At 69.4% G+C, this 25228-nt stretch carries 16 protein-coding genes; 10 read left to right on the forward strand and 6 right to left on the reverse strand.

The genetic code is table 11. From position 1 onward, the window contains the following. Positions 1–76 precede the first annotated feature (76 nt). Both J2Z30_RS48275 and J2Z30_RS51570 read left to right on the forward strand, forming a co-directional pair. Positions 77–7333, forward strand: a complete 7257-nt coding sequence (locus J2Z30_RS48275; protein ID WP_209469166.1) for a lonely Cys domain-containing protein — start codon at positions 77–79, stop codon at positions 7331–7333. Positions 7334–7661: 328 nt separating this feature from the next. Then, on the forward strand, positions 7662–8627 hold the full coding sequence (locus tag J2Z30_RS51570) for a type VII secretion system-associated protein (protein WP_308280290.1): 966 nt from the start codon (positions 7662–7664) through the stop codon (positions 8625–8627). Positions 8628–9001: 374 nt separating this feature from the next. On the opposite strand, the gene J2Z30_RS50605 is transcribed toward J2Z30_RS51570, so the two are convergent. After that, positions 9002–10462, reverse strand: coding sequence for an RICIN domain-containing protein (locus J2Z30_RS50605; protein ID WP_052701383.1), 1461 nt, complete (start codon positions 10460–10462; stop codon positions 9002–9004). Between the two features lie 150 nt (positions 10463–10612). Next, positions 10613–12382 (reverse strand): sulfatase family protein, encoded by a 1770-nt coding sequence (locus J2Z30_RS48290; RefSeq protein WP_044570486.1) that lies wholly within the window; start codon positions 12380–12382, stop codon positions 10613–10615. A gap of 976 nt (positions 12383–13358) precedes the next feature. On the opposite strand from J2Z30_RS48290, the gene J2Z30_RS52045 reads away from it, so the two are divergent. The 5 genes from J2Z30_RS52045 to J2Z30_RS48315 all read left to right on the forward strand — a co-directional run bounded on the left by J2Z30_RS52045 (position 13359) and on the right by J2Z30_RS48315 (position 17634). After that, positions 13359–13565, forward strand: a complete 207-nt coding sequence (locus J2Z30_RS52045) for a transglycosylase SLT domain-containing protein (protein WP_372453427.1) — start codon at positions 13359–13361, stop codon at positions 13563–13565. A gap of 119 nt (positions 13566–13684) precedes the next feature. After that, on the forward strand, positions 13685–14554 hold the full coding sequence (locus J2Z30_RS48300) for a hypothetical protein (RefSeq protein ID WP_052701382.1): 870 nt from the start codon (positions 13685–13687) through the stop codon (positions 14552–14554). A 233-nt stretch (positions 14555–14787) separates the two neighbouring features. Then, positions 14788–15363, forward strand: a complete 576-nt coding sequence (locus J2Z30_RS48305; RefSeq protein WP_044570477.1) for a sigma-70 family RNA polymerase sigma factor — start codon at positions 14788–14790, stop codon at positions 15361–15363. A gap of 1468 nt (positions 15364–16831) precedes the next feature. Beyond that, positions 16832–17323: a methyltransferase domain-containing protein gene (locus J2Z30_RS52050; protein WP_372453428.1), complete on the forward strand. Its 492-nt coding sequence runs from the start codon at positions 16832–16834 to the stop codon at positions 17321–17323. Further along, positions 17230–17634 (forward strand): hypothetical protein, encoded by a 405-nt coding sequence (locus J2Z30_RS48315; protein ID WP_052701379.1) that lies wholly within the window; start codon positions 17230–17232, stop codon positions 17632–17634. The genes J2Z30_RS52050 and J2Z30_RS48315 overlap by 94 nt, the downstream gene beginning before the upstream one ends. Before the next feature lie 110 nt (positions 17635–17744). Here J2Z30_RS48315 and J2Z30_RS48320 read toward each other — a convergent pair whose 3' ends face one another. After that, positions 17745–19121 carry an FAD-binding oxidoreductase gene (locus J2Z30_RS48320; protein ID WP_052701378.1) on the reverse strand — a complete coding sequence of 459 codons (1377 nt, stop codon included), beginning with the start codon at positions 19119–19121 and terminating at the stop codon, positions 17745–17747. Positions 19122–19245: 124 nt separating this feature from the next. On the opposite strand from J2Z30_RS48320, the gene J2Z30_RS48325 reads away from it, so the two are divergent. Continuing rightward, positions 19246–19860 (forward strand): TetR/AcrR family transcriptional regulator, encoded by a 615-nt coding sequence (locus J2Z30_RS48325; protein ID WP_044570475.1) that lies wholly within the window; start codon positions 19246–19248, stop codon positions 19858–19860. 146 nt (positions 19861–20006) lie between these two features. Here J2Z30_RS48325 and J2Z30_RS48330 read toward each other — a convergent pair whose 3' ends face one another. Next, complete coding sequence (locus tag J2Z30_RS48330; protein ID WP_044570472.1) at positions 20007–20819, reverse strand: helix-turn-helix domain-containing protein; 813 nt, start codon at positions 20817–20819, stop codon at positions 20007–20009. Between the two features lie 102 nt (positions 20820–20921). Here J2Z30_RS48330 and J2Z30_RS48335 point away from each other — a divergent pair, with 102 nt between their 5' ends. Next, the gene (locus J2Z30_RS48335) at positions 20922–21758 is read left to right on the forward strand and encodes an SDR family NAD(P)-dependent oxidoreductase (RefSeq protein WP_044570469.1); all 837 of its coding nucleotides are present in this window, start codon (positions 20922–20924) and stop codon (positions 21756–21758) included. 197 nt (positions 21759–21955) lie between these two features. Here J2Z30_RS48335 and J2Z30_RS48340 read toward each other — a convergent pair whose 3' ends face one another. Next, on the reverse strand, positions 21956–23848 hold the full coding sequence (locus tag J2Z30_RS48340) for a S9 family peptidase (RefSeq protein WP_044570467.1): 1893 nt from the start codon (positions 23846–23848) through the stop codon (positions 21956–21958). A gap of 135 nt (positions 23849–23983) precedes the next feature. Next, positions 23984–24262 carry an alpha/beta hydrolase family protein gene (locus J2Z30_RS48345; protein ID WP_209469167.1) on the reverse strand — a complete coding sequence of 93 codons (279 nt, stop codon included), beginning with the start codon at positions 24260–24262 and terminating at the stop codon, positions 23984–23986. 209 nt (positions 24263–24471) lie between these two features. On the opposite strand from J2Z30_RS48345, the gene J2Z30_RS48350 reads away from it, so the two are divergent. Next, a complete protein-coding gene (locus tag J2Z30_RS48350) occupies positions 24472–25125 on the forward strand; it encodes a GOLPH3/VPS74 family protein (RefSeq protein WP_044570464.1) in 654 nt (217 codons plus the stop codon). Positions 25126–25228 lie beyond the last annotated feature (103 nt).

Below are 25228 nucleotides of genomic sequence, written 5' to 3' on the forward strand. Positions count from 1 at the left end.
CCAGGACGGGGATTGGTGGGGGGACCACACGTACGGTCTGCTGTCCCGCACGAAGCAGTTCACCCTGACACAGCGGGTGCTGGTGGAGCAGGGGCAGGTGGCGCAGGAGAGCGCCCCGCAGCCGCTGCCGTTCGACAGGGCCCACATCGTGGGCTTCCGTGGCGACAGCCGTGCCGCCGCCCTGGCCTTGTCGGACGGCGGCGTCCGGTTCTTCGATTACTTCCGGATCATCGACTTCCTCTTCGCCGTCGACGCCCACCTGTTCGATCTGCCGCCGGGCGTGGCCGCGTTCTGGCCGGTTGCCGACCTGGCGGGACCGTGGGTGTACGACCCGCTGGCGTATCCCATCGCCGGCCAGTTGCTCGCCAACGGTCTGGAGGGGTGGCAGTGGGCGACGGCCAGTGGTCAGGAGCCTGTTCCGGTCCCCGCCGACTGGAACCTCGACGCACGGTTGCAGCTCGCGGAGGGCGACTGGTGGGCGGGTTTCCGTCCTGAGCCGTCGATGGCGGAGCTGGGGCAGTTGGCGGTGCGGGTGACGGGGGACTGGGGCCGGGCCGAGTATGTGCTGCGGTGGGTGCGGGCGATCCGTTTGATCTACGGGCCGTTGCTGGAGGACGACCACGCCGCGTTCGATGCGTTGCTGCGGGGCTTGTGGGCTCTGGATCGGGCCAGGGGCGCTCAGTCTCCGCTGACGTGGGAAGAGCTGCGGGGCTTGATCGGTTCGCACTTCGGCGGGAGTGGTCAGCCCGAGCCGCCGCTCCCTGCGGCGCTGCCGTTCCTCCTGGCCGAGGCCGCGGTCTCGGTGGGCGAATACCTGGAGCCGTCCCGGTTCGACTTGACCCCCCGGTTCCACAGCACGCGTGCCTGGGAGCCGGCCGTCCCGGTGGCGGGGCAGGGTGGTTTGCCTGGTGGGTCGTCGGATACCGGGGTGGATCCGCTGGTGGAGCATTGGCCGTTGGGGCGTGGGGTGACGGTTGCGGAGCCGTGGACGGGTGATGTCGCCCGGGTCACGGTTGGCAAGGCGCCCAGGACGGGTGGCGTCAGGGAGGTTCCCGTTGGGCGGGTGCCCAGGAATGCCGGTAAGAATCCGGGGGTGTTCCGTTGGACGCGGGTGTTGGAGTCCTCCTCCAGGCCGTTGTCCTATGAGGTGAACGAGGCGGGCTGGGTCACGCTTCCCGGTGGTGAGGAGTTCGGTCCGGAGGGGTGGTGGCGGATCGGTGATGACTTCGTGCACGGGTCCACGGGGGTGGTGTTGTATGGGGACAGTGGGTGGATCGGCCGTGCCCTGAACGCTGAGGCGGTCCTGGAGGCACACGAGACGCTTCCGTACACGCTCACGGCGGACGCTTCCGGGATGTACCTGGTGCCCACCGACGGCGACGGTGTCAAGGCGGTCCACATTCCGCTGGCGGATCCCGCTTCCTTGTCGGTGCCCGGTGTCGAGCAGGGCCTTGAGGTGACCGCCGTGGGACCGGCCGGCTGGCCGGTGCATGCCTGGATGAGTCCTCAGGGCCCCGAAGCGGTCATGATGGCCCCTCCCGCCGGTGCCACGCCCGTGCCGTCGGCCGTGCCGTCGGCCGTGCCCACGGCCCCGTACGACCCGGAGGCGCACTACGCCCAGATCATGCGGGACCTCTACGGCGGGCCGCAGCAGGGCGTGCGGAAGGTGCTGCGGCGGCTGAACGCGCTGCGCGCCGGCGTCCCCGAACTGCGCGGCGGTCCACTGGATCTGGACGCGCTGACGCGGTGGGTGCTCAGCCTCCCCGACGACGCTTCCCTCACCCGGGCCGAACGCACCGATCTGCTCAGGGTGGCGTCGGACCCGGAGATGGAGTACGCCACGCGTCTCACCGAGCTCGCGGCCTTCTACCTCGGCCTGAAGGGCGCGGTCGGCTCCGGCGTGCACTTCACCACGCCGAACGGCGTGAGGGGCATCGACTGGACCGGTCAGCCGCTGTACATGCCCATCGACCTGGGTCAGGTGTTCCAGGGTGTCCAGAAGGACGGCCGGCTGGTCCTCGACAAAAAGTCCGATCCCGCCGGATGGTCCGGTGGACCGCGGCCTTTTGTGCTGAGGGCAGAGGGGTCCATGACCAGGGTCACGGTGCGGGGCGACAACGGGTTCGTGCGCGAGGCGCGCAGGGAGGTCGTGGTCGAACTGCTGGGCCGTTCCGAGGTGTTGGGGGCGTTGCCGGGGGACGTTCCGCTGCTGATGCTCGTGTCCTTGGCGGCGGCCGGCAACACACTCCTCCCGCGCGGTGCCGCGTTCACGCTCGGCCGGGACGTCTGGTCCGTCAGTGGAACCGTGGGTGTCGGAGATCTGCCGGACCATCCCGGCTGGCTGGGGATCGCCATCGACGTGTCCGAGCATCTGGGTATCGTCGGGGACTGGCTGCTCAGCGACCCCACCATGCCGCCCGGGCCGGAGGACGGGGGCGAGGAGTGGGAACAGCAGGTGGTCTCCCTTCCCGTCGCCGGCCGGGACCACCGCGCCACCGGACATCTGTCCGTCAGGCTCGACGAGGCCCCCAGGCTCCTGCGTCAGAAGACCCTGGGGGTGCGGGAACTGGCGAAGGCGACGCACTTCGTCCACTTCGACCCCACGACCAACACCGTCAGCGCGCCGGTCGAGGTCCCCTGGCGGGAGGACGATCCTGACGCCGACCCGTTCTTCGAGATCAAGCACGGCATGCCCGGTTTGGCCGAGTGGGAGACGACCGGCGGGACGCGGGCCGTCTCGGCCGCGCAGTCCTCCGGGGCGCTGCGGCGGCGGCGGAGCTGGCGGGCCAAGCCTGCCGGGACCTCCACGGTGGAACTCTTGTGCTTCACCGCCGAGCAGTCCGGCCGCGTGCCCCGTCTCGGCCCGTACGGTCCGCCGTCGTACGTCCCTGACCCGCTCGGCGTCGTCTCCGGGGCCCAGCAGTTCGTCAACGACGCGCACCGGGACCGGGGCAAGCGCGGGATCGTGTACGCCGCCCAGCGCCCGATCGTGAACCGCGTCGTCACGCCGGACGGGGCATTTTTCGCCGTGGCCAACGAGGTCAGCGGGACCGAGTTCGGCATCGAGCGGGTGCTCCACGAGCCGGAGGGGAAGGAGCTGGACGATCGGGCCCGCATGGCCGGACTGCACAGCGGTCCGGGCCCGGCCCCGGACCACATCCGCGAACGGACCCTGCGCCTGGTCCGGATGGTGCGCCGCCAGTTCGGCGTGACGATCGAGCGGAACGCCACCGACTACCCCGTGCTGCTGGGGGGCGCGGGCGCGCTGGACCGGATGCTGCGCAACGACCGCGAGCTGGACCTCGTCCCCCTGTTCACCCTGGACCTGTTCGAGCGGGTGGCACAGGCCGACCACAAGAAGCACACCCCCCCGGACACCCCGCTGGACCGGGAGGGCAAGGCGTGGGTGCTGTACCGGGCCGGGCAGCAGATTTCCAAGGACCCGAGAACCAAGCTCTCCGACTACGTCGACCCCCCTTCGCTGAAGATCATTCTCAGCGTCCTGCAGGAGACCATGAGCGGTCCCGGCGTGGACGGCCGGGCCATCGAGTTCCTGGGCCTGCCCGAGAACGCGCCGGTCGGCCCCGCTGAGCGGTCGCAGTTGCTGTGGAACGACGTCAGAGGCCGTGAGCTGATCGACACCTTGCGCGACAATGGCGGCAATAAGAAGATCGGCGAGGAGGCCGCCAAGATCCTGCACCTCAAGGACCCCGACCCCGCCCAGCAGATTCCCATGCTCGATCTCGTACGGCGCGCGCTGGCCCAGGGCCGCGGCCCGGTGCGCATTGAACTGGCGGAGTACCACCTGGAGACCAGCGGCGGGGCGTTCGCGCCCAACACGGTGATCCGTGCCAAGGACGGTTCGATCATCGGCCGGGACCACACCGGATACCCGGCCGGCACCGTCGACCTGGACTGGACGAAGCTCACCCTGCTGCGGCGCGCGCCCGACGGGACCCTGGTGGCCGATTCCACGGTCCAGGCCCCCTGGTACGACCCGGAGTGGCCGGAGGCCTCGCCGTGGGTGTACCGGGCGGACCGCCGTGACGACACCCGGGTCGAGATGCGCGGACTCGCGGCGCCGCACGACGAGATCGGCGAGCTGATGTACCGCGACCCCGCGACCGCCGAACTCCCGCTGAAGACCAGGGTCGTCCTCATGGTTCCCCGCTCGCGTCCCCGCCCCGGCGATCTGATGGGGGGCAGCCTGCCGGGCCAGGGCGCGCTGCGCTCGGGCCGCTCCATGTGGGCCGCGTACGGCACGCCCGTCTTCTTCACCGACCCGGCGACGGGGAAGACCACCATCGCCCTGGAGCCGGACCCGGGCGGCAACCCGCTGACCGCCAAGGACTTCTACTTCGTAGGGCGGAAGGCGGCCCCCGGCTACGTCTCCTCCCAGGCGTCCACCACCGTGCTCGGTACCACCGTCCCCGCCACGCCGATCGCGCCCGCGCCCGACCCGGGAGCCATGTTCGGGGTGCACGGGCCGTTGGGGGACTCGGCCGACACGGCGACCGGATCCCACGCCCGGCCCCACGGCACCGTCGCCCCGCACACCGTCGAGGCGTCCGGCGACACCTTCGGCGCGGCGCTGGCCCACGCCCTGCGCGAGGCCGGGGCGGAGCCGCCGGTGGCCGACGGGGAGCTGCGCGACTGGGCAGCCCAGCGGGTGACCGAGTCCGAGCTGTCGGACGCCGGCGTGCCGCCGCTGGACGACAGCCGCGCGATCGACGTCGCCAGGCTCACCGCGGCCGGTGTGACGCTCCAACCCGGCCAGGAGATGGAGGCGGTCCTGCTCGGCAACGCGCTGCCGGTCCGCGACCTCCGGCTCACCCCGGCCCAGCGTCTCCACCTGCTGGCCGACACCGACGGTGACCTCTCCTCCGACCCGGCCGCCACCGCGCGCGCGATCGATTCGGCCCTCGCCGCCGCCGTCGCCCGGGAGCTGGGCGTCGCCGTCACCCTCGCCGGGCCGGACGGCGTGGTGGTCGAGCACGGCTCCGGCGCCGAGGTGTCCGTTCTGCTGGTCCGGGACGGCGACCGGTACCTCGCCGGGGCGGCGGCCCCCGCCGGGCAGCAGCCGGTCCTGTCGCCGCGGCTGACCGCGAAGGTCGGCTTCGAGCTGGAACTCCCCGGAGTCACCGTGCCGTTCTACGCCCGGGGCGTGGTGCTCTTCCGCGGCAAGGGCTGGCGCCTGGAGACCGACACGCCCGACGATCCGCCGTACACCCGCTCCAACCTGGAGTTCGTGCTGGACCCGGCGTCGGACATGCGGCAGGCCGAGGACGCCCTCCGTCAGATCATCGCGGTCGTCGGGAGCATGCGGACCATGGCCACGGCCGCCCCGGACCGCCGGTTCCAGCTCTCCGACCTGTTCGCCGCAGTCCCGGGGCTTGACCCCGCGGGGGTGGTCCAGGACGCGACCGTCACGGCCGGGAACCTCAGGTTCAAGGCGGTGCTCCAGGCCACGTACGGGACCGGCCTGGAGGACCTCGCCGACACGGCCAACGATCTACTCGTACCGCAGGAGGCGGAGCGGCTCCAGCAGCGGGTGTCCGAGGTCGAGGAGTTCTTCGCCCGGGAACACGGCCGCCCCCTCTCGCCGCGCGCCCAGGGGTTCCTGCGGCTGATCGTCCTGTACCTGGAGCGGGGCGGGGCCAAGCACGGGATGTTCCGGGCCCGGTTGGTCCGCCGCCATGTGGTGACCGCCTTCCGGCTGATGACCCGCAGCGACTTCTGCTCCATCCACGACGGACTGCTGGACGACGACGACCGCCGGGACATCGACGCGCTGTTGCTGCCCCGGAGCGGCCAGGACATGCCGGACCTCATGCGGGCCCTCGGCCACTCCCCGGCGGACCGGGTGTTCCGCGAGCCCTACGAGGACAAGGACAACAGCCTCAACGAGGGCCCCACCCGGATCGACTGGCTGCACTCGATCGTCCACGGCCGTGGCGAGGGGCCGTTCAAGAAGGACCTCCTCTCGCCCCCACCGGGCTTCCCCCTGCACACCGGCGACCTGGACAAGGACTTCGGCATGGGCGCCATGGGCGTGGACGCCGAGAACGGCCGCCTGCTCTTCGAGGCGCGCGGCACTCCCTACCGTCCCGCGTCCCTTCCGCTGAACGGCATCGTTCTCCCTGTCATGGCGAGGGAGTTCGCGGCGGCGATGAGCCACAACCCGGCCCTGACCCGGGACGACACCGCCGCCGCGCCGTGGCCGGAGGCCGTCCGGGAAGCCGTCGCCCTCGAAGGGCTGCTGGAATTGATCACCACGTTGATCGGCGCCGGTCGGCGGGCCGGGAAGGAAGCCATGGTCGTAGTCCGGCGCATGATCGAGCGCAGGCTGGCCGACCTCCTCAAAAGGGTCGACGCCGCCCTGGCGGTGGCCGGCTCCTCGACGCTGCCGGGCGCCCTGGAACCGCTGCACGCGGTGCGGGAGAAGGTCGACCAGCTCCAGCTCGCGTGGCGGCTGCGATCCGAAGGTCCCGAACTGTTCACCGAACTCGAGGCGGCCATACAGGTCTTCGAGTCGGCACTGTGGGACGCCCAGGACAGTGTCCGGCTCCCCGGCACGGCCCAGGAGGCCCCCGGCACGGCTCAGGAGGCGTTCTCGGTGACGGGGGAGACCACCACCGGTGGCGGGCCCCCGCGCCTCGCCCTCCCGACCGCCGACGGCGTGTGGACGCCGCTGGACCTGGACACGGCCGCGCGGGACGTGCACCGCGAGGTCATGACGGCGCCCGCACCCGCACCCGCCCAGGCGCCTCAGCCGGTTTTCGCGTTCGCCGAGAAGCTGCCGGCGAACCCGATGCTGTACACCGACTTCGCTGACCACTACTGGGTCGGCCCGAATCCTCCCGAGAACTATGTCGATCTCGACAAGCACTGCTCGTTCATGGCGGTCCACTGGCTCCTCAAGGGGCATCCCGCCGCCGGCTTCCAGTACGGAGACTTCGACGAAGCCACCCGGCGCGAAGCGTCCGACACGGTGCGCCGCTGGGCCGACCACCAGGGAGGCCGGGCGGCCCAGGAGCAGTACGCCCGTACGAGGCTCGGCGGCAGCTCGGTCGATCGCCAGCGACTGACCGGCCAGGCCACTTCCCGCAAGCTGTCCCCCGGCACGTTGATCTGGTTCGGCAACGACCGTCACGCCCAGGCCGCCGTGGTGACCAGCGATCGGCGGTTCCTGATGTACGACCCCGACACGGGTGAGGCAACCATGCGCACGGCCCAGGAGTTCGCCCACTACATCGCGCAACAGAACGTGTTCGTGGTCAGGTACGTGGCGGCAGCGCAACACGACGCGTCCTGCCGGTGCTGCGTCATGTGACCGGAGAAACCGACACCGCCCGGCCCCGTCCGGCCCGCATCCGCCCACCCATCCGCGACAGTGGAGATTCCCACCATGGCAACATCCCCCGACGACCCCGGCCCCGGACCCGGCTGGGTCACGCGGTCAGCCTGGGACTCCGGCTCCTCCGCCCAGGTGGCCCGGCTCGCCCCGGTGAGCGAGTTACGGGTACGCCGGGCTCTCCGGGGCGCCAGGCGCCTTGGGGGGCGCGGCGGGCACACCGGGTGGTCGCCGGAGCGTACCCACTTCACCGACCATGCCAAGCATTTCCAGCAGTGAGCCAGTCTGCAGAGTAAGCGAGGACAGCATGAGCGACAACGGCACTTCCGCCGAGGTGACCCGAACCGACACGGACGAGCCGTCGACCGGCGCCGCGGAGGCCGTGCAGGCCACCGCCACCGCGGCCCCCGAGGCGCCCGCCGGTGACGGGGCGGCACCCGTGATATCCGAGGACAACGCGGTGCCGGAGCCACCAGAGGAGTTCGTCAAGGCCGCCAAGCTGGCGCCGAACCACTGGCTCTACCTGACCGACCCCGCGTGGCAGGGCGAGGGCCCGCCGCCGGACTGGGCCGTGGTGGGCCAGTGGCGCTCGGACGACGACGGCGACATCGTGGAGTGGCAGGACAACGAGAACTACCAGCCCTCCCCGGAGGCGCTCGGCTGGCCCGAGCCCGAGGACGACGTGGACGCCGCCATCCAGCTCGCCACCACCCGGTACGGCCCGGCGGAGGACGTCACCGCCGCGCTCGCCAGGGCGGAGGTGGCGGTGCTCGTCACCGCGAACGGCGAACCGGTGAGCGCGTCGGCGCCGGACGGCACCGCAGTGGTCCCGATCTTCACCTCGCCGCTCTACCTGCACGCCGCCGGACGCCTGGGCTTCGAGCGGGTGCGGGTGCCCGCGCTGCTGGACCGGCTGCCGGAGGGGCACAGCCTGTGCATCAACAGCTCCGCCCCGGTCAGCATGGTGATGACCACAGACGGCCTGGCGGACATCATGGCCGCCGCGGCCGAGGCGCCCGCGGAGGAGACCGCCGGGGACGAGGAGTCCGGCGTCGCGTGGCCCACCATGCTGACCAGCGAGGATACCCCGCCGGCGGACGAGGTCGCGGAAGACACCGCGGCGGCGGGCGGTACGGAGGCGCCCCGTAAGAAGGCAGCCTCCCCCAAGAGGGCAGCCTCCCCCAAGAGGGCAGCCTCCCCCAAGAGGGCAGCCTCCCCCAAGAGCGTCACCGACGTACCGCTCCCGGACTCCGGCGCGGGCGAGGCGAGCTGACCGGCGCGGACGGCAACGCCCTGCGCGCCCGCCAGGGTCCGCCGACCGGCGCCGTGGCGCGCCGGTCGGCCACCCGGGCCGAGACGCCGGGTGAGCCGTCCGGGCCGCCCGCCCCGGTGAGCGAGCCGGGCAGGAGGACGAGGACCACTTGGCCCAGTGGCCACGCAGGCCGCCTCCGCCGGAACCGCTGACGCCGGAACCGCTGACGCCGGCGCCGCCCGATGCCGGTGAACGGGCAGACCGATCCGCCCGGGGTCTACAGCCCCGAGTCGCCGGCCGCCGACGAGCCCGGCGGCAAGCCCAGGACGACGGTCACGGTCCGCCCCTCCCCGCGGCGGGGAGAGGCGGACCGTTGAGGGTGGCGCGGGGCCGCGTCAGGACTTGGTGAAGAACCACTCGTGGTTGTTGGTGTTCTCCGCCGCGCACGGGTAGATCTGCAGTTTCCGGTTTTTGTCGTTCGTATCGAACGAGTCCAGGCACATGTGGTTGCTGGCGTAGTTGCGGATCCAGAAGCGGCCGTCGGCCTTCTTGTCCGCCCACCAGAGCTGGTTGTCATCGGTGGTGGTCTTGCACCGGAACTCGGTCACGGGCGTTGAGGGGCCCACGGGCCCGGAGCCGGGCAGGTCCATGCACCGGTTGTCCGACACGTTCCGGATGGCGAAGAGGTCCTTGCCGCCGGGGCCGGCCTTGGAGAGCTTCTTCTCCAGGTTCCACAGCTGGTTGCCGTCCGGCTTGCTGTTGCACGCCAAGTGGCGGACCGGGGCGTCGTCGGCGCCCGGTCCGGGCGGGGCGGCGCAGGTTCCGTTCGCCCGGTTCTTGATGAGCACCCGTTGTGTGAGCATCGGCATCGTGGGCGGTAGCGCCCGGTACGGCTTCTGGGTCTTGGCGGGCTCCGCCTCTTTCTGCGGCTCCTCCTTGCCGGGCGACGAGTCCGCGGTGGGCTTGGGCGGAGCGGAATCCTTCTCCTTCTCCTTCTCCTTCTCCTTCTCCGCGGGCCGCTCGGACGGCGATGGCGACTTCTCGACGAACGCGCCCGCGCGGGAGCCGTCCTCCTCCAGGACGGTGTCGGCCGCGGCGTTGGTCGTCCTCTTCCGGTCGTGGTCCTCCTTCGAGCCCATCCCCATGACGAGCAGTGGCACGGCTATGAGGAGGACGCCCCCCAGAGCGGCACCCGCCAGTATGGGCTTCCTGGGACGGCCGGAGAGGTCGCCGTCCCGGTCGTCGGGCCCTCCGCCGTCCCCTGCCGCGGCGGCGGTGGGGGACGGCGGGACCGCTCCCTGTCCGGCGCCGGACGCGACGCCCTTCGCCTTGGTTCCACGGGCCTTTCCGGCACCGGCCTGACCCTCGGTGGCGGACTCGCCGCTCTTGCCGTCGGCGTTCGTGCTCGCCGAGGCGGTGCTCGTCTCCGTACGTATCGTGTCCGTGCCCCGCGCGTCGCCGTCCGGCTTCGCGGTGGTCTCGCCCTTTTCGGCGGCAGTGGCCGCGGACGGCTCCCCGGTGGTGGCCTCGCGGGTGGTGCTCCTGCCCAGCAAACTCATGGGCCCGGTGCCGTCGTCGGCGTCCCGCGTCTGGCCACCATGTTCACTTCGGCGGCGCGCGCCGCCCTCTTCGCCGCCCTCCCCGGCCGCGTTCGCTGCCGTAGGGCGGTCGGGCCCACCGGATCGCCCTCCGAAGCGCGAGCCGATGAGGGTCCGCGCGACGGACGCCGCGTCCGACGGAGTCGACGACTGCTCGGACGAATCGGGTGAGACCTGCTGTCGCTCACGCGACGGGGGTTCGGCGGTGGGGCGGCCGGGTAGCGCCTCCGCCTCACCGGATTTGTGCTGATCGGACATGGATTCTCCTCCTGGTGCCGGAGGCGAGTCCGACACCGTGGGAACAGTTACAGTGTGAACAGAAGCTGACGGGGAAGCGGATCGAGGGAGACCAGAGCCGCGGCAGGAGCTTCACCGGGCTGTGTTTCAGGATCGTTGGAGAACGGCGGCTCACTCGGGCTCGGGAGGCTGTGGTATTTCCTCCCGGCACTCCTGGCCCACGCACCCTTGCAGCTTGTCCAGCCGCTGGTCGAGGAATGTGCGGAGCTTCTTGTAACGGGGATCGTTGTGGCGTGAGCTCAATTCGTGCGGATCGACAACCAGGTCGTACAGTTCCCGTCCGCCGGCGCTGTAGCGGACGTAGAGATAGTCGCCGATGCGGATTGCCTCGTATGCCGCGGAGAGTTCTTCCCCCTTGCCGTCCATCCGCTTCTTACCCGGCGACTGAGGGGTGGGGGAGGCGAGGCCATCCATGTCGAGGTCCCCGGCAGCCGCGGCCCGACCCGCGGAGACGTCGTCGTTCGGCGGCCCCCCGGCCGGGGGCTTGACGGGGCCCGGGGGAGCCACCGGTGTGCGGCGGGCACCTTCCGCGATCTCCTGAAGCACCGGCCTGCCGCTGCTCTTGCGGGGATCACGCCCGTACGGCAGGAGCGACCGTCCGTCGAGTGCGAGGTCCGGGTCCGCGCCGCCGATGTCCGAGATGGTGGCGGCCAGATCGACGTTGCTGGTGAGTTCCTTCGAGTGCTGCCCCGCGTCGATGCCGGGGCCGCGCAGCAGCATGGGCACCTGTCCCGACGCGCCGTGCGGAAGGAACTTTCCCGTCGGTACGCGGTGCTCGCCGAAGAAGAATCCGTTGTCGGCGGCGAACAGCACATACGTGTTGTCCAGTTGACCAGTGGACTTGAGCGTGCTCATCAGCTTCTCCATGGCCTCGTCGACGGCCAGCAGCGATTCCAGCCGTCCCCGGTAGCTCTCGGTGATGCGCGCGGTGGTCTCGCCGTCCAGATTCGGGCGCTTCTGGAGAAAGAGTGGCTTGTCCCGCATGTCGCTCTCGTTGTACGCGGGGTTCTCGGGCAGCCTCTCGTTCGCGAACTCGCCCTTGTGGCGAGGCGCCGGACGGGGGGCATCCCCGACGCCCGGACGCGGGGTCGGCCCGGATTCCAGGTGGTCTCCCGAGTTCACCTTCTCCCTATTCGGCAGAATCTCGCTGTGCGGTGCGAGAAAGGCGAGACTCAGGAAGAAGGGCTTGTCTCCTTCGGCCTTGCGTTTGATGAAGTCGACGCCTTTGTCACGGTACACATCGGTCTGGTAGAGCTTCGGGTCCTCCTCGCTGGGCTTCCCGTAGGTGTGCAGCTTCCCGTTCTCGTTGAGCTGGTAGCCCCACATCCTGTACGTGGTCGGATCGATCGCGCCGCGCCACTCGTCCCAGCCGGGCGGCACGTGCTTCGGGTCCTTTACGCCGTAACCATTGGGGTACTTGCCGATGTGCGAGGTGACATAGCCGGCCTTCTGCATCCACACCGGCAGCGTCTTTTTCTCGTTGAGCTTGTCGTAGCCGCCCCGCGGGGCGGAGTTGTGCCGTACGCCGTTGTTGTGCGCGAACTGCCCGCTCAGATAGGTCGACCGTGAGGGACAGCACAGAGGTGATGACGGGTGGTAGCGGTCAAAGGTGACGCCTTCGTCGCCCAGTAGCTTCCGGGTTTTGGACATGACTCTCATCGACTCGAGCCACTGGTCGTCGGTCATCACCATCAGCACGTTGGGCCGCTTCTTCTCGGCCTCCGGTTCGTCCTGGACACTGACGCACCCCGTGGCGGCCGGCAGCAGCAGAAGAAGCAGGCTGAGTACGGTGGTTGGTACGGAGACCCCCGAGTGTCGGCGCCTTCCCGTCATGCCCCTCTCGGTCTTCGCCGCGGTCTTCGCGGTGATCGTGGCTTTCATGGGTCCGGTATCCACAACACCCGTCCGTGCTCACATCTTGTGCTCAGAAGCCGTATCTCAACCAATCTTGGAACCTGCAAGCCGAACGGAGATGTGCCGCTCCTTTGGAGTCGGGGTCTCCTCCGCGTGCGGTTTTCGTCGGTCGCTACTACGGGGCGAGCGCGGACTCGGTTCAACCCTCTTCGGGAACATGAGTGGCCGCGATGCCACCGGACGGGATCGGCTGAACGGTGGGCGGGGGCTTCCGTGGTGACCGTCTGAGCCGCGACCGGTGAATCCCGTGGGGGCGCCCGGTTTCGGCGAGTGGCTGGTGCGCGCGGTGACGCCGGCGCGCAGGCACTGATACCTCCTCCCCGCCGGTCCCCGCCGGTCCCCGCCGGCTGGCAGCTTGAGTGGGTGGTGCAGGAGGACCGGCGGACGGGTAAGCCGTTGGATGCCCTCCCGGACCGGAGCCCGGCCTGTACGACCCGGCCCCGGGTCGCGCTGTCCCAGCGGGCGCTCCTGGAAGGTGCCAAGCGTGGTGAGCTGCCGGTGATGGGTACCACGCTCACCGCCCGTACGGAGCTGGTGCGCCTCGTGGGCGGCTGGCCGGCGATCCCGGCGTTTCGAGGATGCCGCACACCCGCGCGCATCGTCGCATCGGCGAGGCCCGCGAGGTGCGTCGGGAGGACGCCTCGCAGGTGGACCGCGCGGACGGTGCCGAGCGCTTGGTCAAAGCGGCCGGTGCCGAGCCCTCCGATGGTGCGGTCGGCACGTCCGGGGCCGGGGCAGCCTGCTTCGTGGTCGGTCCGCGGGCCCACAACTGCGGGCCGCCGGACAGCGCCGAAGGGACGCCCATGTGTGTCCACTCCCTCCCTCGTGTCACGTAACGCGACGGATTCGCATTGAACTGATGTGCCGCTGTGCCCGTTGCGGCATGCGGGGCTCGCGGTGATCCGTCGGGCAGCTACGGGAAATCGGGGACCTGTGCTCACAGATCGGCCCCGTCGTCATCGCCTCGCAGATCCAGCAGGAGTCCGGGTGGAACAAGGAACTGGTCGGCATCAACGGCGCCGAGGGCATCTCCCAGATGCCGCCGGACACGTCCAAAAAATGGGGCGAGGACGAGAACGACAACGACAAGACCTCGGGCCTGACACGCTCCTCGACACCGATCAGGTCAACGGCGAGCCTCTCGACCTGACCCGGTGCCATGAAACCGCCGGACGGGGAGGAGTACCCCAGCATGAGCCCACGGCCGATTCCCAGCGGGTCGTCGTATCCCCCGGGCCGTCAGTGACCAGTACGGCGAGGAGCGACGCCGTGCCCGGCGAGCGGCCTGACCGGGTCCGGCAGGACCACGACGCACACGACGGCACATCGCGGCGCTCGCCGTTCCCCATCGAGGTGCTGATACGCCGAGATGGCACTGCGAACCTCGACGGTGAACCCTTCTGCGTACCGGACGGCGAACCGTTCCACATCGCCGTGCTCGACGCGCTGCAGCGACACGCGCGGGCCCGGGGCGGACCCGTCGAGGCGGTGATCGACAACCGGCGGGAGGGGGACGTCACCCGCATCGAGGTCGCCCCCGACGGTTCGAGCCGGATCCTGCGGCACGGTAGTGACCCGGAGGGGGCCGGGACGGAGCGGCAGTCGTCCGCCGAACCGCCGCCCGCCGGACCGTTCGCCGATGGCACATGGTCCGCCCACGGGGCTACCCGGGTGCCGGACGAACTCGCCGTCCTCGTCGCGCGCATCACCCGTGCCGTGGATACCGGCGCCTTCGAACGCGCGGCGGCGCTCGCCTTGTGGCTGCGGGAACACGCGGCCCGCACCTTCGGCGACGAGCACCCTTTCACTCTCGAAGCACACGCGCTGAAGGCGTTTTCGGCGTACCGGTGCGGGAATTACTCCGCCGCGACCGCCATGTGTCTCGAACTCGCGCGGATCCGCCACCGGCAGGGTGATCCACGCGCCCATGAGGAGCTGATGCGCGCGTTTGCCGCCTGGCGGCTGATCGACGACCCGGCGTCCGGCGCTGGCTACGGCCGGGAGCTGCTCGCCGTGTGGTCCGGGCTTGCGGAACAGGGCCGTGATGCCGCGGGGGACGCCACATTGGTGCGCGACGTCAAACGCCGTATACACGCCCTCTCCGCCGCGACCGCTACGCCAGAAACCGGAGCAACCTGAGCGGGAACACGCAGGTCAGCGGCGTGATTGTGGCGGGAAAGCCGCCTCCGCCGCCGCGGTATCCCGCCTTCCGGATCACCGGAATCGACTGTTCCATCTGTCAATCGAACGTCAAAGCGATGTGGAACTTTGCTCGAAACGCTCGCCTCGAATCGCGGCCTCCGAGCCCTGCTTGGCGGCCTGACCTCGACGAGGTCACGCATCGAGGGAGTAGTACGAACGTGAGTTGGACCATGATTGGTTCTTCGGGGGCGGAGAGCGCCCGGGAACGCGCGCTGCACACGCTCTACGACGAGCAGGCCGGGCCTCTGTACGCCTACGTGGTACGGCTGTTGCGCGGTGACCGATACCGGGCCGAGGACGTGGTGCAGGAGACGCTGCTGCGCTGCTGGCGCACGCAGGACCTGAACGCCGACCGGCCGCTTCGGCCGTGGCTGTTCAGGGTGGCCCGCAACCTCGTCGTCGACGACTACCGGTTGCGCATGACGCGCCCCCAGGAGGTCAGTGGCAACGCCTGGCTGGACGACTTGGTGACCCGGCCCGACGACGTGGACAGGTTGCTTACCTCCTTGCTTCTCAGGGAGGCTTTCCGGCAACTGTCGCCCAAGCACCGGGAAGTGCTGTACGAGACGTACTACTCCGGCAGGTCGACGCAGGAGACGGGCCAGTTGCTCGGTATTCCGCCGGGCACCGTCAAGTCGCGGACGTATCACGCGGTACGCGCCCTGCGGCTGGCCATGGGCCTCGTCGAGAGCGCCCACGACGAGGTCGGTGAGAAGCCTCCGTGGGCGTACCCGTCCGCGGCGTGACGCGGGATCTTCGCTCAGCCGGTCGGCCGGTCCCGTACCGCGGGTCGCTCCCAGGTCAGGACGGGACGGGGACTTGGCGGTTCGGGTGATTCTTCCGCCACGGAGGGTTCCCGCGTCCCCGCCCCGTTCGCGTCGTGGGTGCTGGGTGCATGGGGCGCGTGGGGTGCATGGCGAGCATTGTGGGCCGTGTGGGCCGTGTGGGCCGTGTGGGCCTTCAGCAGCCACGCCCGGTGTTCCACGGCGGCGGTGAGCGCGTCACCGGCGCGCCCGGGATCTGGCGCGTGTTCGCTTGTTCGGCAGGGCCATGAGGATGCGATGTCGCGTATCTGATGCTCAGAGCAGAATGTCCTCTCGCGAGAGCAGACCCGCATGACGCCACCTCTCTACCCGGTCCATGAGTTCCACGTAAACGCTGAATGCACCTGAGCCCCACGCGGCGGAGAGCCGATCAGCGGCTGCTTCGAGGTCTCCCTCGTGCTCACACAGCGCAATCCACATGGCCGTCTCTTTTGGCGTGCACCATATCTGCGTCGTGGGCGTGGTAAGCGTCATTTCCCCGCTCATGAGAATGTCCAACACAATCTCCGAGCAAGGTTGGTACCTCGACATAACCTTCATTTCTTGGCCTTTTCCATCGAGTGCGCCCAGGCGCGTAAACGTGCGGGGACGTCCTCACCCCCACCGCGACGCCGGAGCGAACTGCTCAGCGGACGACTTCGGCGAGCGCCGGGATGAAGATGAGTTCGTCGAACCCGCCCCTGTTCGACTATGTGTCGGAGAACGAAGCTGCGCATTTCGGTGCGCAGTTCGCCGGGCGCGCCTCAGCCTTGACGAGTTCCAGACCGGCGTGCCGAGGGCGGCGCGTGCCGGGGCGGTGCCGGTGCGTACCGCGTCGGACAGCCGTCCCCAGGGCAGCCAGTGCGTTCGGTACCGCCCCACAACGCCAGATCACGCGGTGAGCCGGGCTCGTCGCATCCGCATCATCCGTCCCGTGTCGCCCACGGGGGGACGGGCGGAACCAGCCGCCACGGATGGATGCTCGAACAAGGCCATGTGATTCCCCTCGACTCGGAAGCGGCGACAGCCACCTGAGAGATCCGGGGCGCATGGTGGCCACGGCGTCTCTCGCTGATCCGCTCCCTTGCACGGAGCGACAACGTGTAGAGCACGAACGGATGAACACCGGGAGCGGTTCAATGGCTGGTCTTATCGCCGCGAGAGACCCTTGGCCGCCCGAGGCCGACCGCTGCCGCCTCATCCGTCCATGTCGGCATCTGGGGGCGGAAGGTGGTGAACCGATGTTCCGGCAAGAACGTTGTGCTTGCCGACCGGATACGTCCGGAGTTCCTCTCGGCACAGGGCCGGCCGCCCCCATGACTTTGTTGTCCTGCGGCTTCAACCGCTCAGGTCGTTCATACGGGGTTGTCACCGCGGCAGGACGGGTGGGGACATGACCGACGGCTATGTGATGGGCCGTACGTCCGCCGAGACCGAGCGGCTCCAGCTTCAGGCGCGTATCCTCGCTCCGCACAGCGCGTACCTGTTCCGCCTGGCTGGGATCACCTCGGGTATGCGGGTGTTGGACGTCGGCTGCGGCGCGGGCGACGTGAGCATGCTGCTCGCCGAGTCGGTCGGGCCGAACGGCGCGGTGATCGGCGTCGACATGAACCCGACCATCCTGGAGTCGGCCCGCGCCCGCCACCGACGCCGGCCTGACCAACGTGTCGTACCTCGAGGCGGACCTGACCGACCTGAGGCTGGACGAGCAGGTCGACGCGGTGGTCGGCAGGCTGATCCTGCTCCACCTCGAGAAGCCGGCCGCGACCATACGCGCTCTGTCCCGGCTCCTCCCGCACCGGTGGCGTGGTGTCCTTCCAGGAGCGCGATCTCACCCGCACCCGCACCCGCACCCGCTCCGTGCCGCCGACCCCGGTGGTCACCAGGAGTATGGGCTGGATGATCGATGCGCTGCGTGCTGCCGGTCTCACGCCGGACCTCGGCGAGCAGACCGCGTCGATCCTGTGTGATGCGGGCTTGTCCGTAGAGGGCGCGGCCGCCACCGGGTCGGCGGGCTCCGCCGCATCGGTCATGCCGGAGTACATGGAGGGCTGTGTCCGAAGCCTCCTCCCCGCGGTGCTGGCGCACGGCCAGGTCACCGAAGCCGAGGTGGACGTCGATACGGTGGCCGAGCGGGTAGCCCGTGAGCTCAAGGAGGCAGGTGCGATGTGCTGGAGCCCCGAACTGGCCGCCGCCTGGGCCCGCGTTCCCTGAGCTCGACTCTGTCGGGCATCGTGAGGCTCTCGAGGCCGGCTCCGGAGACAGGCTCACAACCGGTTATCGCGGAGCCCGGAGCGATGGCCGGCAATGACAAGACGCGGACCTCAGACGGACGGGACCGGCAGGGGAATAGCGCGGAACACCCCATCAGGGTCGAATCGGTGCTTCGCCGCGAGCAGCCGTTCGGTGTTCGGTCCGTAAGCGTGTGCGATCTGCCTGGTCTCGTCGGGCCCTAGCAGGTTGGGGTAACCGCCCGGCATCGCCTCGGATTCCAGCACCGCGGACACGTCACGTGCCCATGCGCGGTGTTCCGGCTCCCGGGGGTCGCCCGGTTCCCAGCGGGCGATGGTCTCCACCATGAGATGGGGAGTGCGGTTTCCGAATGCCGTGTCTGTCGCGGGTATCCGGGACGCGATGCCGTGCAGGCTGTGGAGGGAGACGGCGGACAGCGGCGAAGTCAAAGTGTCACCCGCGTCGAGGAGCGCTGCCCGCACAGCGGAAGTGAGCGCGGGGACCGTCCGCGTGCGGATCTCGACGTGCTTGCCGTACGGGAACATCGCGTCGGTGCTCGCCAGCATGTCGTGACCGGTGGTGGGGCCGAGTTGAGCGACCAGAGGCTCACCGAGGGCGGTGAGCCGCGCCAGCGTTTCCTCGCCGGCCCGGGCGTCGTCGCCGCTCCACGTCGGCATGACGAACACGGCGGGCGCTCCGTCCGGGCCGGCGAGGACGCCGCACTGCACGGTCAGCTCGTCGGGCCCTTCGGGCGCGAACTCCGCCAGCCGGGCCAGCACCGCGGACGCCTGCGCCCAGGGGAACAGGATTTGGCCGGACAGGAGCGTCGGCGTTCGGTGGAGCTGGACGCGCATCGCGGTGACCAGGCCGAAATTGCCCCCGCCGCCGCGCAGCGCCCACAGCAATTCCGGCTCCCGCTCGGCGTCGGCCGTGACCAGTGAGCCATCGGCGAGCACTACGTCCGCGGACAGCACGTTGTCCAGCGCGAGCCCGAACCGGCCGCTCAACGGCCCGTAGCCGCCGCCGAGGCTCAGGCCCGCCATGCCGACGGTGCCGACGGTGCCGGTCGCCGCGGTCAGGCCGAAGAGCTGGGCAGCGCGGGCGAGGTCGGCGCCGGTCGCTCCTCCGGCCACCTCGGCCACCGCTGTGTCCGGGTCCACCCGCACTGCGCGCATGCCGGACAGGTCAATGGTCAGGCCGCCGTCGGTCAGCGCCCGGCCGGCCCAGTCATGTCCGCCGCCGCGCACCGAGAGCGGGACGCCGTGCTCCCGGGCGGCCAGGACTGCCGTCCGGGCGTCGGCGGGGGTGGCGCAGCGGACGACCACGTCGGGGCGGTGTGCGACCGCGCCGTTCCACACGTTCACGCCGGCGTCGTAGGCGGACCCGGAGGTGACGACCTGGCCGTTGTCGATCGTGCGGCGAAGGGTGTCGGCCAGGCGGTCGATCCGTTTGTCCGTCGATGTGGTCACGAGCTGCCTTTGCCTCGGAGATGGGTAGGTGACGCGTTCAGAATATGACTCTGTTCATCAGAGTCAATCTCTGATGAACAACTGAACGCTCTGAACTCGGCTCAACCGCTATGCTCACCAGGCCATGACGTCATCGCCCACGAGCCGCCGCGCCGAGTACGCGGAAGCCACCCGTGCCGCCATCGTCGAGGCCGCCCGCCAGCTGTTCGCCCAGCAGGGATACTTCGCGACCACCGTCGAGGACATCGCCAAAACCGCCAGGGTCGCGCCCGCGACCGTCTACGCGGTCGGCGGCGGCAAGCAGGGGTTGATCAGCACGCTCGTCGACCTGTGGAGCCAGGCCCCGATCGTCGAGGAGACACACCGCCGCCGGGCGGAACTCACGGACGCGGACGAGATTCTGCGGAACGCGGCCGCCACCGTGCGGAGCATGCGCGAGGAGTACGGGGACATCATGCGGGTGGTGCTGGCCACCGCCCCGCACCACGCCGCGGTCGCCGAGGGTCTGCACGTCGCGACCGGGCGGTACCGGGATGCAGTCGCCGCCCTCGCCAGGCGGCTGGACGAGGTCGGCGGCCTGCACCCCGACTGCACGGTGGAGCGGGCGACCGACGTGCTGTGGTTCTACTTCGGCTACGCGGGCTTCTTCACGTTGGTCGACGACAGCGGCTGGACCTTCGACCAAGCCGAACACTGGCTCACCCGACAAGCCGGTGCGGCCCTGCGCGCGGCACCCTGAGACCACAGGTACCGGTCGCGCACCGACGACGTGGTTGGCCCGCCGTCGTAGACCATCCGGTCAGGCAACCGAATTGGTCGTGTCCAGGGTGATCGCCCCGATTGCCCCGTCGGCCTCCACACCGGTGCAATCGAAATGGCACCTTGTCAGTCGGCTGATTCCGCGAGCAGACGCAGTGCCTCATGCGACCGGCTGTCCGCCTCTGCGGAGTAGACCACGAGCTGCTGTCCCGGTGCGGAGGGCACGGGAAACCGTTCGAGATCGAGTGTGAGGGTACCGACCCGTGGGTGGGCGATCGTTACCCTGCCATGGGTGCGGCCCCCGACATCGTGCCGGGCCCAAAGACGTCGGAAGCTCTCGCTGCGCATGGACATTTCGCCTACCAGCTCTGCCAGGTCCGGATCGTCGGCCTCCGCGCCGGCCAGCCCGCGCAGGCAAGCCACGAAGTCCTGCCGCGGATCCGGTTCGACCAGGAAGCTGTCCGGCTCCAAGAACACGGTCCGGACGAGGTTGGTCCCCGGTGTGTGCGCGGGGGAGAGGGCCTGGGCCAGCGGATTCGCCGCCAGCACCAGGAACGTATGAGTCTGTACGAACGCGGGCGTCGCCGGCCAGGAGTCGATCAGCCGAGCCAAGGTGGGAGACACCCGATGGCGGTGAGCATGTCGGCGCGAACGCGGGACAGAGTTGGCGAGCGCGAACAAGTGCGTGGTCGCGGACTCGTCGAGCCGTAGGGCCTGGGCGAGCGCCCAGAGGATCTCCGCGGACGGCCGCCGGTCACGGCCCTGTTCGAGACCGAGGTAGTAGTCCACGCTGATACCGGCGAGAGTCGCGACCTCCTCGCGGCGCAGGCCGGGCACGCGCCGCCGTGCGGTCTCAGGAAGACCGACATCCGCAGGACGCACCAGCTCGCGACGGGCCCGCAGATAGTCGCCCAGCAGATTTATGGTGCGGTCATCCATGAGGGCAAGGGTAAGCCGGAACGAGCAACGGACCCTGGTGCCGGCAGCACCAGGGTCACGGCTCGCTTCCTCTGCCGCGACGCGGGACCTAGCGTCGGGTCCATGGCAGCAGAAACACTTGACGGCCTGACCGCCGTCGTCACCGGCGCCAGTTCCGGCGTCGGCGCGGCGGCGGCACGGCGGATGGCCGCGATGGGTGCGTCAGTCGTCGTCGTGGGCCGTGCGGTGACCAGAACCCGCGCTGTCGCCGACGAAGTCGGTGGCACGGCCCTTCCCGCGGACTTCGCGCGCTTCAGCGAGGTGCGCGAACTCGCTCAGCACCTGATCTCCCGTGTACCGCGGATAGACATCCTGGTCAATAACGCCGGCATCGTCTCGCCCAAGCGGAAAACAACGTCAGACGGTCATGAATTGACCGTGCAGGTCAATTTCCTATCGCCCTTCCTGCTGACATCGCTTCTCTGGGAGAAGCTCCTGCAGGCCCCCTCCGCCCTTGTCATCAACACCAGCTCCAGCCTCTACCGGTTCGGCAAGCTCAACCCGGACGATCTGGATCAGAATCGGAGCCGTTACGGGCAGATGCGCTCGTACAACGCCTCGAAGCTGGCAAGCGTCGTACATGCCGCCGAGATCAACCGCCGGGCACCGGACACGATGACCGCTGTCGCGTTCCACCCTGGCACTGTCCGCTCCGGCCTCGACCGCGACTCCGCACTGGTCACGGCAGCAAAGGCAAGCCTGATCGGTCGGCGCCTGACGCGGTCACCGGAGGAGGGCGCCGAGCCGATCGTCAGGATCGCCACCACCGACCGCGGCAAACTGAGAGACGTCTTCTACAACCGGCTTGAGCCGGAGCCACTGCGCACCCCTGCCACGGACGCGGATCTCGGTGCCCGGCTGTGGCAGCGGGCCCACGAGCTCACCCACGCATCGACATAACAGTCGCTACCGAGACGACGTGCTATCCGGCAGATCCTGGGTGGCGGTGGTGAACCGTATGGCCATCGGCGACTTCCCCGTGGCCTCGTACGCGGTAGGTCCGCGGCGACGGGGCCGGCCTCCGTGACGGAGCGGGCGCTGGCTCCTCGCGCCGACCGCTGACCGCTGACCGCCGACCGCCACGGCCCGGACGGCGGTTACGTCGCGTCCCGGCCGTCTCCGAGATGCTCGTCCAAGAAGCGCTCCACGGCGCGGTACAAAGCGATCAAGTTCTCCGGGTTCTCGACGGAGTGCCCTTCGTCCGCCATGAGCATGTACTCGACCGGAACCCCCCGTGCCCGGAGGGCCTGGACCATGTTGTCGGATTCTGCCTGCGCTACCCGGGCGTCGTTGGCGCCTTGGGCGATGAGCAGCGGTGTGCGGACCTGGTCCACCCGGCTGATCGGTGAGCGGGCCAGCATGTCGGCCTCCTGCTGCGGATCGGCGGGGTCGCCGACCCAGCGGAACCAGTTGGCGGCAAGGGCCGGCCGGACGAACTCCGGCTGACTGCGCAGGAAGCAGGCGAGGTCGGAGACCCCGAAGATGTCCACCGCGGCGGCGAAGACATCGGGGGTGAAGGTGACTCCGACCAGTGCCGCATAGCCCCCGTAGGAGCCGCCCAGGATCGCCACCCGGTCCGGGTCCGCGTATCCCTGGTCGACGGCCCAGTTCACACCGTCGATCAGGTCGTCGTGCATTTTGCCGGCCAGCTCCCCGATGCCGGCCTTCATAAACGACTTGCCGTACCCCGTGGAGCTGCGGAAGTTCACCTGAAGCACCGCGTAGCCCCGGTTGGCCAGCAGTTGGACGAGAGGGTTGAATCCCCAGCTGTCCCGGTCCCAGGGACCGCCGTGCACGAGCAGGACCAGCGGCAGTCGGTGCGGCTCTGTCCCGACCGGCAGTGTCAGGTGGGAGGGGAGTGCGAGACCGTCCCGAGCGGTGATCGTCACCGGTGTCATCGGCGCCAGCTGCTCGGGATCCAGGTGACCACGGGGCCGGAACAGCAGGCGGCTCTCGCCCGAGGAGTGGTCGTAGAAGTAGGTGGCCCCGGGATCGCGGTCGTGGGTGAAGCTGACGACCCACCGCTGCTCGCTCTCGTCGGACGAGATGTGGGCCAGGTCGCCCTCGGACAGGTTCCTCAGGTTTTCCAAGACCTCGGCGAAGTGCGGGTCCAGTGCGTGGATCACCTGTCGTTCCCCGAGGTAGCGAACTCCGATGAGCTCGCCGGTACGCCGGCTGAAGATGAGAGGCGAGGGCAGTGCGGGAAAGACACGGGCTCGTGTGTCCAGGTCGTACTGCGGGTGGGAGTCGACCTCCGTCTCCTCGCCGGTCGCTGTATCCAGCCTGGCCAGGCGGAGTCTGTCCGAGCCCCGGTTCGAACCGAAGAGCACGCCGCCGGCGTCGGGGGTGACCTCCAGCGGATAGACGCCCAGCGGATAGTCCGCACCGTCGAACTGCGCGATGTGGCGCGACGTCTGCGTGGCCTCGTTCCAGCGCGAGAGCCGGAGGTCGCCCTGTTCGGTGACGTCGATGGTGAAGGGGTCTCCGCCGCCGCCATAGAAGAGGGTGGTGGCAGCGCCTTCGGTGTTCTCCGCGAGGGTCCGCAGGTCACCGGTGGCGATGTCCAGCTCGAAGAGATCGAACGCAGCGGGGTTCCGGCTGTTCGAGGAGAACACCGCCTTACCCGGCCGCGCGGCGGGCAGCTTCAGATCCATGATGCGTGCGCCGGGGAAGGGGGTCAGGTCGGTCGCCGCTGCGTCCGGGTCTTCGAGATCGACGCGGTACAGGTGCCGGTTCTCGTCGCCCCCCTGGTCCCGGGTATAGAGCAGCCACCTCGGATCGTCGGTCCAGTGGTAGCTCAGCAGGTTGCGGTCCTCGGAGGTGACCCGCCGGGCGTCCCCGGGCGCCTCGACGCTCTCGATCCACAGGTTCAGGTGGTTCTCCCAAGGAGCCAGGTACGCGATCTTGGTGCCGTCCGGCGAGAGGGAGGCTCTCGAACGGACGGGAGGGGCGAAGAGTTCCTCGACGCTGATGGTCTTCGGCAATGCCATGTCGGTCCTTCCTGTGGCTGTGCCCGACAGCGAGTGGTGAGGCCCCGCGGCTGAACGGCAGGGGCTCTAGGTGGATCCGCAGCCTCCGGCCCGCGGCCGTAGCTGTCACTTAATGACATTGTCATTAAGTGACAGTCATAGCAAGTGCACCACGTACTGAGCCGCCCGCGAGGCCAACGACCACGCACTTCGATTTGCGACGGTATGGCCGTCCCGCGTGACGGTGTACTCGACAGGGCGCTCCTGTGTGCGGAGTATTTCGACGAACCGGTCGGACTCGGCCAGTTTGACGCGGGCGTCGTCGGCGCCGTGCGCCACCGTCAATGGTGTGCGGTTGCGGTCGACACCCATGGTCGCGAGCGGCTCCAGGTCGGTGTGTTGCGTGACGCAGATCACACCTGTGAGGGATGGCAAGATCTGTCACTAAGTGACAGGCTTGCATTTAGTGACGCCTTGGTGAGGCCGCTCACGGTGAACTCGTCAGCACCTTCCCCGCGGGGGAGCCTCAGCCAGTGCTTCAACGGAACGCGACCTTTGTGTGTCGCGCCACATCGGTTCGAACTGATGGCGAGGGTGTCAATAGTCACCCCCCCTTCCTGTCTTCACGCATTCAAGGAGTCCACATGGATCTCACGCTTCCTCAGCAGATCTACCTGTGCGCCTACGCCTTCGAGAAGGGTAAGTTTCCGGCTACTCTTCTGCAGTTCCGCGGTCAGCGGCTGCGCGCCGCGGCCCTGGTCGAGTTGGTCCTCGCGGGACAGGCTGAGGCCGACGGACGCCAGGTTTGCCAACGTGGGGACCTGTCACCGACCGACCCGTTTCTCGCCTCTGTTTGGGAAGAGCTGCGCAGGAAGCCGAAGCGCTGGATGCCACTGGTGCACAATGCTGCGCACAGGGCGGAGAAGCCGGTCGAAGACCAGTTGACGGCTGCTGGGATCATCGAAAAGAAGGCTGGCCGCACCTTGAGCCTGCTTGGAGGGAGCAAGGTTGTCTTGCGGCGGGAAGAGGAGGCCCGAGCCGTGCAGCAAGCGTTGCGCACACTGGTCACCACCACTCCCGCCCCGTCCACGCTGCCCCTGACGCAAGTGGCCCTGCCGGTGATCGCCCTGGAAAGCGACGCGACCATGGGGGTCGTACTGGACCGTTCCGAGCGCCGTAAGTACAAGCATGCGCTGGAGGAATTCGCCAAGACATTCGATCGAGAAATACCGGGCCTGCGCAAAGCCCTGTCAAACTCGGTGCTTTCCAGCCGGTCTGTCGGCGGCGGGTGGAGCTGACCAAGTCAAACCTAAAATGCCGGGCGAGGTCCGTAATCAACTTGCCCCGCGATTACGCGTGTTGTTCCCCCATCTGAATGAGCGGCAGCAGCGACTGGCGCTG

Origin of the sequence: Streptomyces iranensis (assembly GCF_017874715.1) — a bacterium.
In the GTDB taxonomy this organism is placed as follows: Bacteria; Actinomycetota; Actinomycetes; order Streptomycetales; family Streptomycetaceae; genus Streptomyces; species Streptomyces iranensis.

Coding starts and splice junctions, on each gene's coding strand:
- J2Z30_RS51570 (WP_308280290.1), top strand. CDS start 7,662: ATGAGCGACAACGGCACTTCCGCCGAGGTGACCCGAACCGACACGGAC.
- J2Z30_RS50605 (WP_052701383.1), bottom strand. CDS start 10,462: ATGTCCGATCAGCACAAATCCGGTGAGGCGGAGGCGCTACCCGGCCGC.
- J2Z30_RS48290 (WP_044570486.1), bottom strand. CDS start 12,382: ATGAAAGCCACGATCACCGCGAAGACCGCGGCGAAGACCGAGAGGGGC.
- J2Z30_RS48305 (WP_044570477.1), top strand. CDS start 14,788: ATGATTGGTTCTTCGGGGGCGGAGAGCGCCCGGGAACGCGCGCTGCAC.
- J2Z30_RS52050 (WP_372453428.1), top strand. CDS start 16,832: ATGGGCCGTACGTCCGCCGAGACCGAGCGGCTCCAGCTTCAGGCGCGT.
- J2Z30_RS48325 (WP_044570475.1), top strand. CDS start 19,246: ATGACGTCATCGCCCACGAGCCGCCGCGCCGAGTACGCGGAAGCCACC.
- J2Z30_RS48330 (WP_044570472.1), bottom strand. CDS start 20,819: ATGGATGACCGCACCATAAATCTGCTGGGCGACTATCTGCGGGCCCGT.
- J2Z30_RS48335 (WP_044570469.1), top strand. CDS start 20,922: ATGGCAGCAGAAACACTTGACGGCCTGACCGCCGTCGTCACCGGCGCC.
- J2Z30_RS48340 (WP_044570467.1), bottom strand. CDS start 23,848: ATGGCATTGCCGAAGACCATCAGCGTCGAGGAACTCTTCGCCCCTCCC.
- J2Z30_RS48350 (WP_044570464.1), top strand. CDS start 24,472: ATGGATCTCACGCTTCCTCAGCAGATCTACCTGTGCGCCTACGCCTTC.